The organism is Vicinamibacteria bacterium, assembly GCA_035620555.1.
Taxonomy (GTDB): domain Bacteria; phylum Acidobacteriota; class Vicinamibacteria; order Marinacidobacterales; family SMYC01; genus DASPGQ01.
Genome location: DASPGQ010000582.1, coordinates 1 through 12,299, shown reverse-complemented (window position 1 = coordinate 12,299; position 12,299 = coordinate 1). Strand labels below are relative to the sequence as shown.

At 64.2% G+C, this 12,299-nt stretch carries 11 protein-coding genes and 1 pseudogene; 1 reads left to right on the top strand and 11 read right to left on the bottom strand.

Features of this window, described 5'->3' with window-relative positions; genetic code table 11:
• From VEK15_23765 to VEK15_23750, 4 genes are all read right to left on the bottom strand, one after another.
• On the bottom strand, positions 1–1,625 hold a 1,625-nt coding region (locus VEK15_23765; GenBank protein ID HXV63738.1), incomplete at its 3' end, for an acyclic terpene utilization AtuA family protein.
• Between the two features lie 3 nt (positions 1,626–1,628).
• Positions 1,629–3,236 (bottom strand): carboxyl transferase domain-containing protein, encoded by a 1,608-nt coding sequence (locus tag VEK15_23760; GenBank protein ID HXV63737.1) that lies wholly within the window; start codon positions 3,234–3,236, stop codon positions 1,629–1,631.
• Between the two features lie 37 nt (positions 3,237–3,273).
• Positions 3,274–4,260, bottom strand: a complete 987-nt coding sequence (locus VEK15_23755) for an LLM class flavin-dependent oxidoreductase (protein HXV63736.1) — start codon at positions 4,258–4,260, stop codon at positions 3,274–3,276.
• The gene (locus VEK15_23750) at positions 4,257–4,664 is read right to left on the bottom strand and encodes a RidA family protein (GenBank protein HXV63735.1); all 408 of its coding nucleotides are present in this window, start codon (positions 4,662–4,664) and stop codon (positions 4,257–4,259) included. Before VEK15_23750 ends, VEK15_23755 begins: the two co-directional genes overlap by 4 nt.
• On the opposite strand from VEK15_23750, the pseudogene VEK15_23745 reads away from it, so the two are divergent.
• A pseudogene (locus tag VEK15_23745) lies at positions 4,595–5,656 on the top strand (DUF3187 family protein). The gene VEK15_23750 and the pseudogene VEK15_23745 overlap by 70 nt on opposite strands.
• A 47-nt stretch (positions 5,657–5,703) precedes the next feature.
• Here the strand turns inward: VEK15_23745 and VEK15_23740 are convergent.
• Genes VEK15_23740 through ruvC form a run of 7 tightly spaced genes read right to left on the bottom strand, consistent with a single transcriptional unit; the run spans position 5,704 to position 12,219 of the window.
• Entirely contained in the window at positions 5,704–6,663 is a 960-nt protein-coding gene (locus VEK15_23740; GenBank protein HXV63734.1) for a hypothetical protein, read from the bottom strand.
• A gap of 5 nt (positions 6,664–6,668) precedes the next feature.
• Positions 6,669–7,244 (bottom strand): D-sedoheptulose 7-phosphate isomerase, encoded by a 576-nt coding sequence (locus tag VEK15_23735; protein HXV63733.1) that lies wholly within the window; start codon positions 7,242–7,244, stop codon positions 6,669–6,671.
• A 35-nt stretch (positions 7,245–7,279) separates the two neighbouring features.
• The gene (gene queA / locus VEK15_23730) at positions 7,280–8,308 is read right to left on the bottom strand and encodes a tRNA preQ1(34) S-adenosylmethionine ribosyltransferase-isomerase QueA (GenBank protein HXV63732.1); all 1,029 of its coding nucleotides are present in this window, start codon (positions 8,306–8,308) and stop codon (positions 7,280–7,282) included.
• Positions 8,305–9,321 (bottom strand): Holliday junction branch migration DNA helicase RuvB, encoded by a 1,017-nt coding sequence (gene ruvB, locus VEK15_23725; protein HXV63731.1) that lies wholly within the window; start codon positions 9,319–9,321, stop codon positions 8,305–8,307. The genes queA and ruvB overlap by 4 nt, the downstream gene beginning before the upstream one ends.
• 26 nt (positions 9,322–9,347) lie before the next feature.
• Positions 9,348–11,138 carry a DNA mismatch repair protein MutS gene (locus tag VEK15_23720; GenBank protein ID HXV63730.1) on the bottom strand — a complete coding sequence of 597 codons (1,791 nt, stop codon included), beginning with the start codon at positions 11,136–11,138 and terminating at the stop codon, positions 9,348–9,350.
• A complete protein-coding gene (gene ruvA / locus VEK15_23715; protein HXV63729.1) occupies positions 11,135–11,728 on the bottom strand; it encodes a Holliday junction branch migration protein RuvA in 594 nt (197 codons plus the stop codon). The genes VEK15_23720 and ruvA overlap by 4 nt, the downstream gene beginning before the upstream one ends.
• Positions 11,725–12,219, bottom strand: coding sequence for a crossover junction endodeoxyribonuclease RuvC (ruvC, locus tag VEK15_23710; GenBank protein HXV63728.1), 495 nt, complete (start codon positions 12,217–12,219; stop codon positions 11,725–11,727). The genes ruvA and ruvC overlap by 4 nt, the downstream gene beginning before the upstream one ends.
• Positions 12,220–12,299 lie beyond the last annotated feature (80 nt).

Sequence of the window (12,299 nt, the reverse complement as noted above, 5' to 3'; positions counted from 1 at the left end):
AACCAATCCCGGACGCGCTCCGCGGTGACGTGATCGCGAATCCAGACGTAGCAGTCCGCGCTTCGGCCGATGAGACCGATGTTGGCGGTGTCACCCTTGTCTCCGCTTCGAGCGTGAGCGATGAGAGCCAGAGGGATCTCGATCGTCTTCGCCGCGGCTGTCTCGGCCGGAACCGGAGCCTCGACCGGACCCGTGGCTTCCGCGGTTCCACGGGTCTCCGGCCATTTCAGATCGCCGCTGGCAAAGAGTTTTTCCGCACGGTCTGCGTTCTCCATCCGCGACCAGATCTCGAAACGGGCGGGCGCCTTCGCCTGGGGGATGAGGCTGGGCCAGTACCGAACGACGTCCGAGATGGAAGGCGCACCCCCGGTGACCGCCACCCCGGCCGGACCGCTCAGGATCAGGCCCGGCAGAAGCTTTCGGAAGATCTCGAGCTTTTTCCGATCGTGGTCACGCACGGCGAGCTTGAGGAGGATCTCCGTCGGCCGGTGCTCGGGCGTAAGCCGACGATGGGTGGAGTCGTCACCGATATATTCCGTTTGGTGGGCCTCGAAGAAGTCGAGCCCCTCTCGCTCGAGCTCGTTGCGGGCACGCGTCCATAAGATGCCGGCAAAGCAGGCGGCTTTGGCACGCGCATCCGGGCCCGACACCATCAGAGTCCCTTGCGACTTGAACCCGTCTTCGATAGCCAGGCTCACTTTGAGCCAATCCGTCGGCGCCGAGCCCCGCGCGCCGGTAACCCGGACGCGACTTTCTCCACAGGCGTCGAGCTTCATCGTGGTGAAGTCGGCGATGACGTCGGGAGTGATGTAGAGCTGCGGGTGACCCATCTCGTAAAGGAACTGTTCCCGCACCGTCTGAAGGCTCACGAGCCCGCCGGTGCCGGGATGCTTGGTCACGACGAAGGTGCCGTCAGGCTCGAACTCGACGATGGGATAACCGATGTCGACGTAGCTATCGACCTTTTCCCAATCGGTGAAATTGCCGCCCGTCGCCTGGGCACCGCATTCGATGAGGTGTGAGGCAACGATCCCCTGTGCCAAGCGGTCGTAATCGTCCGCCGCCCACCCGAACTCGTGAATCAGGGCGGCGAGCGTGATTCCCGTATCGGTCACCCGGCCCGAAAGAACGATGTTCGGATCGTGCTGGAGCGCTTCAACGACGGGCATCGCGCCGAAGTAGGCGTTGGCGGACAGCACCCGGTCGCGGTAATCACCCAGCGGCTCGCCCGTCTCCATGTTGTCGAGGGTGAGCTCGCCGAGGCGCGGCAGCACGTCGTCGCCGCTCACCACCGCGATCTTCAAAGGGAGAGCCAGCTCGCGGGCGAGACCGAAAAGGGCCTCGGCGCAGGCCTCGGGGTTGACTCCGCCGGCGTTGGTAATGACTTTGATCCCGCGGTCCAGGACCTCTCCGAGCACCGGCTCGATCTGTTTCACGAAATCCCGGGCGTAGCCGGCCGCGGGGTCGCGGGCGCGCTGTTTCTGCAGGATGCTCATCGTGATCTCGGCGAGAAAGTCCATCGAGATGTAATCGAGAGGGAGCTCGCCGAGCACCTGGCGGCGCAACGCGTAGGGATCGTCGCCCCAATAACCACCGGCGTTCGCGATCCGGATGAGATTCTTCATCGGTCACATCCTGAAAACGCCGACCCTCGTTTCATCCATGGGAGCGTTCAGCGCCGTCGCCAGGGAGAGCGCCAGAACCTTCCGGGTCTCTCTCATGTCGACGACCCCGTCGTCCCACAAGCGGGCGGAGGCATGATAAGGATGGCCCTCCTCTTCGTACTTCTCGCGGATCGGCCGGGCGATCGCCTCGGCTTCCTCGCTCGAGAGGCTCTGGTTCTTTCGCGCCAGCTGGTCTCGCTTCACCGTGACGAGAACGGCGGCCGCTTGCTCGCCTCCCATCACCGAGATCCGGCTAGTAGGCCAGCTCCAGACGAAGCGGGGATCGTACGCCCGGCCGCACATCCCGTAGTTTCCCGCGCCGAAACTTCCACCCAGGATGATCGTGATCTTGGGAACGCGGGCGGTGGCGACGGCGTGCACCATTTTCGCCCCGTCCTTGGCGATACCCCTACGCTCGTAGTCGGCTCCCACCATGAAGCCGGTGATGTTCTGGGCGAAGAGCAGCGGGATCTTCTCCGCCGTCGCCAGCTCGATGAAATGGGTCGCCTTGAGCGCGCTCTCGCTGAACAACACCCCATTGTTGGCGAGTATGGCGACCGGGATACCCTCGATGTGCGCGAACCCGGTTACGAGCGTCGTTCCATAGCGAGGCTTGAACTCGAAGAGGCGGCTTCCGTCCAAGATGCGGGCCAGAACTTCCCTCACGTCGATCTGTCGCTTGAGGTCGCGGGGCCAAACGCCCAGGATCTCGTCGGGGTCGTAGGCCGGCGCCTCCGACGGTTGGAGCCTCACGTTCGCCTGATCGCGCTTGCCGAGATGTCCCACGATGTCGCGAAGGATATCGATCGCGTGCTCGTCGTCCTCGGCGAAGTGATCGGCGACGCCGGAATGTTCGGTGTGAACCTGTGCGCCCCCGAGCTCTTCGGCAGATACGTCCTCGCCCGTCGCCGCTTTGACGAGTGGAGGGCCGGCGAGAAAAATCGTTCCCGTCCTGTTGACGATGACCGCCTGATCGCTCATCGCCGGCACGTAGGCGCCACCGGCGGTGCACATGCCCATGACCGCCGCGATCTGCGGGATGCCCGCGGCACTCAAAACGGCCTGGTTGCGAAAGATTCGCCCGAAGTGGTCCCGGTCGGGAAAGACTTCAGCCTGCAGCGGAAGAAAAGCACCGCCGCTGTCGACGAGATAGAGGCAAGGCAGCCGGTTCTCGAGCGCAATCTCCTGGGCGCGGAGATGCTTCTTGACGGTGATGGGGTAGTAGGTGCCCCCTTTCACCGTCGCGTCGTTGGCGACGATCATGCACTGGCGGCCGCGAACCAGACCCACTCCGGTGACGATCCCACCCGCGGGGACGTCGTCCGTATAGAGCTGATATCCGGCCAGGGGTCCGACTTCGAGAAAAGGGGCGCCGTCGTCGCAGAGGTGGGCAATGCGGTCGCGCACGAAGAGCTTGCCTTGCTCTCGATGGCGCGCCTGGGATCGTTCGTCGCCGCCCTTTCGGATGGTATCCAGCTTCTGCGCGAGCTCCTGGTTGAGCGCGAGGTTGGCCTGATAGCGCCTTCGGAACACGTCGGAGCTCGTCTTGACCTGGCTTCGAATCAGGCTCACGGCTTCTATGGTATCCGATTCGTTTGCAATGCAAACGTCAGCCCCGAAAGTGCGGCAGCACGGCGCGGCCGAGGAGCTCCACCGCTTCGAGTGGGTCCGGGCCGAGCGGCGGCCCGAAGCTCAGATGGCGCGCCCCCGCGTCGACCAGAGGCTCGAGCCGGGCGATGACGTCCCCGGGTGTTCCCACGATCCCGATTCGGAGCATTCTCTCGTCGACGAGCTTCGAGGCCTTGTCCATATCGCGCTCCACGGTCACCGCGCGATCGATTGCGACGAAGTCGTCCGGCGTGAGCGACAGCCGCTCGAGGACGGTTGCGGTCAGGGCAGGACCGTAATAAGCGATCTTTTCGGCGAGCGCCCGGCGCGCGGCGGCAGCATCTTCGGAAAGCGAAACCCAGACGCAAGCGGCGAGGTCGAGCTCTCGTCCCGCCTCTTCGATCAACGGCTTGACCGTATGGTAATGCTCCGGCGGAAACAGGAGCGGGAGGACCCCGTCCCCGATCTCTCCGGCGAGCCGGAGCATCTTCGGGCCGAGCGCCCCGATGTAGATCGGCGTCCTCCTGGAGGGACGGAAACGGAGGTACGCGCCGTCTCGCCAGCGAAAGCGCTCACCCGATATCATGGCGGACTTCCCCGCGAGAAGATCCCGAACGATCGCAACCGTTTCCCGCACGGCGGTGAGGGGCACGCGATGCTCGATACCCACCCAATCCATGAATTTACGAGACCCCGCCGCGAGCCCGAGCTGGAAACGATTCTGCGACAGCTCGTCGAGCGTGGCGGCGATCATCGCGATCTCGCTGGGGTCGATGGTAAAGGGATTCAAGATGCAGGTTCCGATCTGGATGCGGGCCGTGGCCTGGGCGACCGCCGAGAGCACGACGGGAGCGCTCCGGAAAAAGAGGTCGTTGCTCATCCAGAACTGGTCGAACTCGGCTCGTTCCGCAGCAAGCGCGAGAGCAACCGTATCGTCGATCGTGAGATCGTTGTTGACGCGAACGCTGAATCGAATGGACTCGGTCATTCCGCGCCGGCGGAGCCCACCACCGCCTCGGCCTCGATCTCGACGAGGTATTCCTCACCGATGAGGTCGGCACGAACGAGCGTGTTGGCGGGACGGATCCCGCGGAAACGCTCTCCGTGAACCGCCGCCACCTTGCTCCAATCCTGAAGCCGCGCCACGAAAACGCGTGTTCGGACCACGTCCGAAAGCGTGCCACCGAGAGCCACGATGGCGCTCTCGATCTTGTCCAACACGAAGTGAGCCTGTCCCGCGGCGTCACCGGGCGCGGCGACGCCGTCGGGACCCGTCGCCGTCGTGCCCGAGACGAAGATGCGATCGCCCACCCGCACGGCGCGTGAGTAGCCGAACTCCTCCTCCCAGCTCACCCCGCTTCCCACCGAGCGCCGTTTGGAATCCAGGCCCACGCCGAAACGTATATCATAGGAATGAGCACGACCTCTTGCGGTTACATTCCCTTCTCCCCGTGGCACTCGTTCTTTTCGGTAGATCGAGCGCGGCTACCGCCTCGCAGGAGTCCGATCTCCCCGTAGAGACATGGCGCGGTCCGATGGGGAATCGCAACCAGTTCCCGCTCGCGCTCCTCTTCGTCTCCATGACACCCGAAATCTCCCGAAGCCTGGCACCCGGAGAGACGTCGGTCGGGCTCCAATTCGACTACTCCAACGTCATCCTCGACCAGGAGCTCGAGGACGAGCGAATTCGACTCGACCTGGAGTATCTGAGAACCGCCATCTCGGTGGCGCGAGGCTTTCCCCGAGCCGTGGAGCTGCGCGCGACTCTGCCTTTCTACGTTTATTACGGCGGCTTCCTCGATCCTTTCGTGAGCGGGTTCCACGAGGCGTTAGGCCTTCCCAATTTCCTTCGGGGACAGACCGACAACGGCCTCGTCGAGTTTCTCTACGCGCGAAACGGCTCGACGATCTTCGAAGGGCGGGATTCGTTCGGCGCCGTCGGCGACTTGTCCTTGCATTTCAAGAAGACACTCGTCGAGCACAACGGTCTGGGCCTGGGTGCGCGGACGGAGTTGAAGCTCCCGACCGGCGATCCGGACAGCTTGAGCGGAAGTGGAAAGGCCGACCTCGGCCTGGGATTGGCGCTCGACCGCGTCGGCAGGCGATTCGGATTCTACGCCAACGCCAACTACCATGTCCTGGGCAAGCCCGACGAGATACCGGCGAGAAACTATTTCTCCTTCATGGTCGGCTTCGACTGGCGCTTCAAGCCGCGGCTCGTCGGTGTTTTTCAGCTCGACCACGCGCGCCCGCCGCTCACGGGCAAGCTCTCCGTTCTCAACAAAGGATCGCAGCAGCTCGCGCTCGGCATTCGATTCCGATATTCGGAACGTTTCGTCTACGAGTGGCGTTTCGTAGAGGACCTTTCCCGTTTTTCGCCCGATTTCACTTTCGGATTTCAGATGGGCGTTCGTTTGGGCTCGCCGATGGTTCAGGGCTCGGCTGTCTCGACGAGGGCGGCGGCCAGCAACGGCAGCAACAGCTCGTGGTGGCCGACGAAGTCGAAGCCTCTTCCCTTTCCGGTGACGGGGCGCTCGACGACGTTCACCCGCGGCCGATAGTGGCGGATGAAATCGAAGTTGGCGGTCGAAAAATCGCTCAGGGGGAATCGAAGATTCCGGACGACACTCACCGCTTTGAGGAACACCTCGGGCAGGATCACGGCGGAGCCGAAGTTCAGGTACACACCGCCACCGTGAAGCGCCCGTACCAGGCTCGCGAACAGCCGGAAATCCCGGAGGCTTCCCTCCCCGATCGCCGCCCCCGAGGCCTGAGGATGCATGTGGATGATGTCGGTTCCTACGGCGACGTGCACGGTGACGGGCACGGTGAGACGGTAGGCGTTCCAGAGGATGCTCACCTCCTTGTGGGCGGGATCGTTCTTCGTGAGAAACGAGCTCACCGACTCGCCGAGGCCCATACCATCCTCGACGCCCCGACGAATGGCGTCGTTCAGAAACGCTCCCGTCTCCTCCGCCATCCCGAACTTTCCCGCGCCGAGAACTTCGGCAACCTCTTCCGAAGTCTGCCCAGCGACGGCCATCTCGAAATCGTGGATGATGCCGGCGCCATTGAGCGCGATCCCGGAAACGTAGCCGCGGTTCATCAGGTCGATGACGACGGGAGACAAGCCGACTTTGATCACATGAGCACCAATTCCCCAGAGGAGGGCTTGGCCTCGTTCTCGCGCCTTGTGCATGCGGCTGACGAGATCGCGAAGATTAGAGGCAGCGAGAACGTCGGGAAGCCGCTCCCAGAACGAGCGGAAACTCTCTCCCGGCTCGGGAGCCCTTCCCAGCTGTTCGCGGGAAACCTTGCTCCTCCGGGCGGCGAGGGGGTAGGTCTCGAGGCGCGAAAGATCGAGCGGGGGGACGGGGTACTTCGACGGCATCGGGCTCAGCCTGGGTAGAGGGCGTCCTCGATCATCTCGCAAAACAGATGGATGAGCAGGGAGTGGATCTCCTGGATCCGCGGGGTCTCTGGGTGCGGCACCGTTAGACAGAGGTCGGTGAGACGGGCCAGCTCCCCGCCGTCCTTGCCCGCGAGTCCCAGAGTGGCGAGACCTTTTGCCCGGGCCACGCGCACGGCCTCGAGAACGTTGGGCGAGGCTCCGCTCGTGCTGATGGCCACCGCCACGTCACCGGAACGGCCGAGCGCCTCGACCTGACGACTGAAGGTCTTCCGGAAATCCGTGTCGTTGGCGACGCTCGTCAAGATCGAGCTATCGGTCGTGAGCGCGATGGCCGGCAGCGCCGGCCGGTCGTCACGAAACCGGTTCACGAGCTCGGCGGCGAAATGCTGTGCGTCGGCGGCGCTTCCCCCGTTTCCAAAAACGAGAAGCTTGTCGCCGCGCGAGAGAGCCGATGACAGCATTTCCCCGGCCCGGAGCACCTCGTCACCGCGGCTCTCGAAGAACGAGCGTTTCAGTCGCACGCTCTCCTCGACGATCTCGAGTAGCTCCCGGTGATTCACGGCGGAGATTATGGCACAAGCGAAGTATAGAGAAACTAAGCGCGGTCGAGGAACATCGCGTCGCCGAAGCTGTAGAAACGGTACCGCTCGCGAACGGCTTCTCCGTAAGCGCGCCTGACGTTCTCGATCCCGGCGAAAGCCGAGACGAGGACGAGAAGGCTGCTTTTCGGAAGGTGGAGATTCGTAACCAGACGGTCCACCACCCGAAACGGGTAGCCGGGCGCGATGAAGAGATCGGTCTCGTCCCAGCCGGCGCTCGTCGCGCTCTCCAGGGCGCGAACCGTCGTCGTGCCCACGGCGACGATCCGGCCCCCGGAACGTCGGGTCGTCTCGACGAGGCGGAACGTCTCCTCGGGTATGAAGAACCGTTCGACGCCCATCCGATGCTCCTCCAACCTCGACCCGCGAATCGGCGCGAACGTCGCGTAACCGACGTGCAGGGTCAACCGTGCCGTTCGAATCCGGCGATTCCGGAGCTCGGCAAAAACCTCATCGGTAAAATGGAGCCCGGCGGTCGGCGCGGCGACCGACCCACGATTTCGTGCGAAGAGCGTCTGATAGCGCTCTCGAAGGAGTCGCTCATCCGTTCGGCGGTCGATATAGGGTGGAATCGGTGTTTTTCCGATCGCGTCGAGCAGCCCGTCCCAGTCACCCTGGTAGTGAAATCTCACGATCGTGCGCCCTTCGGGCTCGGTTTCGACCACCTCACCCCTGAGCCTTCCCCCGGCGAACGTGAGCCGGTCGCCGGCCCCGACCTTCCGCGCCGGGCGGGCGAGAGCGCGCCAGGTTCTCTCGCATACCGACTCGAGAAGCAGGAGCTCGACCGCGCCGCCCGTCGCCCGACGGCCGAAGAGCCGCGCGGGAAACACTTTCGTTTCGTTGAGGACGAGAAGATCTCCCGGCGAGAGCAATGCGGGGAGGTCGGAGAAACGACGATGCTCGATGTCTCCGCTGGAGCCGAGATAAAGGAGCCGAGACCGATCCCTCTTTTCGAGAGGCTCTTGGGCGATGAGCTCGCGAGGAAGAGAATAGTCGAAATCGGACAGCGGGAGTCTTCGCGTCAAAACAGACGCTTCTGGGGGTTTGCCGGAGTCAATCCGAAGTGCCGATAGGCGCGCTCGGTGGCCACGCGGCCGCGCGGCGTTCGGTCGAGGAACCCGATCTGGATCAGGTAAGGCTCGTAGATATCCTCGATCGTGTCGGGCTCCTCACCCACCACCGCCGCCACCGTGGCGAGACCCACGGGACCTCCAGAAAACTTGTCCATGAGCGTACGCAGGATGCTTCGATCCATCTCGTCGAAACCCATCTCGTCCACCTCGAGCAGGGTGAGCGCGTCCGCCGCGACTTCGCTGCTGATGGTACCGTCCGCCTTGACCTGCGCGTAGTCCCGCACCCGCCGGAGCAGGCGGTTCGCGATTCGAGGCGTCCCCCGCGCCCTTCGGGCGATGGCGGCCGCGGCGGCGTCCTCGAGAGGAACGCCGAGAATGGACGCCGACCGCGTGAGCACCCGGGTCAAATCCTCGTCGGTGTAGAAGTCGAGCCGATGCACGATACCGAAGCGGGCTCGCAAGGGTGAGGTCAGGAGACCGGCGCGAGTCGTGGCGCCGATCAGGGTGAAAGGCGCGATGGGAATCTTGACGGATTTCGCCGACGGACCCTGGCCGATGATGATGTCGAGCTTGAAGTCCTCCATCGCCGGATAGAGGACCTCCTCGATAGCGGGATGAAGCCGATGGATCTCGTCGATGAAGAGCACATCCCGCTCCTGGAGGTTCGTCAGCAGGGCGACGAGATCGCCCGACTTCTCGATCAGTGGGCCGGCGGTCGTCTTGATGCCGACGCCGAGCTCGACCGCGACGACGTGTGCGAGCGTCGTCTTTCCGAGTCCGGGAGGGCCGTAGGTGAGGAGGTGATCCATGGCCTCGCCGCGCTCTCGTGCCGCCTGAACCGCGATCTGGAGCTGAGCGAGGACCTTCCCCTGTCCGACGTATTCGGAGAATCGCCTGGGTCTGAGCGACGCGTCGAGAGATATGTCCTCGGGCGTGCGTCCCAACGCGACCAAACGCTCGCTCATGTCTCCGGGCGGATGTTACCTCAAACTCACACTTCGAGCCCCACGGAGCGCATGAGGGCGAGGGCGTTGCTCTTCTTCACGACCCCGTCTCGCATCTTGTAGTCGAATCGTATCTTGCCGTCCTCGATCCGATCCTGGAAGTGAACGTTCGCGGCTTTCTCGTGCATCGTTTCCGCGAGCCGGGAAAGAGCCAGGTCGTGAGTCGTGATGAGGCCGATCGCCCCTCGGTCGACGAGCCCGCGCACGACGGCTTCGGCGCCGATCCGTCGGTCGTGCGAGTTCGTTCCGTGGAGGATCTCGTCGAGCAGGAAGAGCACCGAGCCTCCCTGGGAAGCGAGCTCCATGACCTGGCGAAGTCGGAGTATCTCGGCATAGAAGTGAGAGATGCCGTCCTGAAGCGAGTCTTCGATCCGGATGGAGGCGGTGACGACGAGAGGCGAAACGACCAGGCTTCGCGCCCGCACCGGGGCCCCGGAGAGAGCCAGCACGGTGCCAACTCCGATCGAGCGAAGCAGGGTGCTCTTCCCCGACATGTTGGATCCGGAGACGACCAGCAGCCGAAGTTCTCGACCGAGACGAACGTCGTTTCGCACCAGACGATCCTCAGGGATGAGCGGATGCCCGAGGTCGACGGCATCGAACAAGGCATCACCGGGCGTGATCTCGGGAAAGGAATCGTCGGGATGCTCGAACGCATAGGTTCCCATGGCCATGAGGGCGTCGAGCTCGGAAACGGCGTCGAGCCAGGCGGGCACGGCAGAACCCACGCGTTTCCGCCAGCTCTCCAGAGCGAAGGCAAACTGAGTCCCCCACAAGGCGAGCGCGGCAAACGGAGCGAACAGCTGGTTTCGTCGGGCGTCGAGAAGCTCGATGATCCGGTTGAGTCGGCTTATCTGCACCGAGGCTTTCGTATGCGCGGCCGAGAGCGCCGTCTGAACGGACAACAACTTGGGGCAGGAAAACGTCTCCGCTTCGTAGCGCTCCAGCAGAACCGACAACAGGGTGAGATCGCGCGCCGGCCGTTCGACGCTCCCAATGACGGAGCGCACACGCTCCCGGAACAGCATGCCGAAAGCGCCACTCGCGGCAAGGACGAATAGAACTGGGGTGCGACTCACCCAGGAGGCCAGCCAGGCGATGACGAAGCTCAGGCTAAGGAGGCCAAGTAGCAGAGCAACAAAACGCAGCCACGATGCGGTCAAGACCGGGGGTGCCGTCGCCCAGGCGCTCAGGGCCTTGGCATCGACGGTTTCCTCCTCGCCTCGGCGCTCGATCGCGATCGCCTCCCGCAGGTCCACTTTCGCGGCCAGCTCCCGCACGGCTTGCTGCCGCTCGACCACCTCGTCCGCTGCCGCCGGACCCTTCAGCCACTCCGCGAGCCGTGCTTCACCCCAGGGACTCTCGGTCGTCGCCAGCAGCTCGAAGAGCGAGCCCCGGCCGAAGACGTCGAGGTCCCGCGCGTAGGGGTGCCCCGACTCGAGGAAAGTCTCCCCGGTACGCCCCCGGCCCTGCCAGCGCTCTTCGATCCGGTCGATGCCGCGGGCGTAGAAACTCTCCGCGCGCTCGGCGCGCACAAAAGCTTCTCGAAGCCGATGATGGCGTGCCACGAGAAACGAGAAGGCAAGCATGGGTACGATGAGCCATGGCCAGGAGAGACGATCGGTCTCCCAGGTGAACCAGAGCATCACCACGCCCGCGAAGAAGACGACGAGCCGTGCCCAGGCCACCCGGGTCAGGTTCTTGCGGCGCGCCTCTTTGTCCCGAGCGCGACTCGCGCGCCGGTCTCGGTACAACTCCAGCACCTCCTGGCGCGTCACTGGGACAGCCTTCGAAGCACCATCTTGAGAGCCTCCTCGAACCGCACGTCGGGGGTCTCCCGCAGGGCACGGTCGACCTCCCTCTGCGCTTGAGGTCGAGCGAAGCCGAGGTTCGCAAGCGCCGAGACCAGATCTTCGGCCAGGGACGAGGCAGGGGGCGTTCGCCCGGGCGGCTCGATGGCTGGAAGCGAAGGCATCTTGTCCCTGAGCTCGAGCACGAGCCGCTCGGCGGTCTTCTTTCCCACTCCGGGAATCGCGTTCAACCGGCGAAGGTCGCCGCCTCGGATCGCGCTCACGAGCGCGGGCGCCTCGAGCCCGGACATGATTTTGAGGGCGAGAGCCGGCCCCACGCCGGCAACCCCGATGAGCTTGCCGAAAAGCTGCTCCTCGACCGCGGTGATGAACCCATAGAGTGCGAGCACATCCTCGCGGACGTGCGTGTAGACACGCAGGGCGACATTCGCCCCCTCCTCCGGTAGCTCATAGAACGTCGAGACGGGAATGAACACGCGGTAACCGACGCCTCCGGCGAGAACGACCACGAGAGTGGGGCCCTTCTCCCGGAGCGTGCCCTCGAGATAAGCAATCACGCCGGTGCGACTTTTTCGATGAAGCGAAGTTGATGCGCGTGGCAGATGGCGACGGCGAGGGCGTCGGCCGCGTCATGGGGCTCGGGGGGCGACTCCAGATTCAGAAGCGTCGCGACCATCTTCTGGACCTGCCACTTGTCCGCCCGACCGTAGCCGACGACGGCCTGTTTGACTTCGAGGGGCGCGTACTCGGCAACGGGGAGACCGCGCACGACGGCAGCGAGGATGACGACACCCCGAACGTGACCGAGCCTTAGCGCACTCTTCACGTTCGATGCGTAGAAGAGATCCTCGACCACGACCTGATCGGGCCGCGCACGCTCCACGACTTCCACGAGCCGGTCGTGAACGACGCGAAGCTTCTCGGGAAAACGAAGCCCCGACCGGGTCCGGATGACGCCGTGCTCGACGAGACGATGCTCCGCACCGTCGCTGTCGATCGCCCCGTATCCTGTCACCTGGGAACCGGGGTCGATCCCGAGAATCCTCAATTCAGCTCGACAGGGCGGCTTCGATCTCTGCTTCCTCGATGTCGAAGTTCGCCCAGACTTGGGTCAGGTCGTCGTGCTCC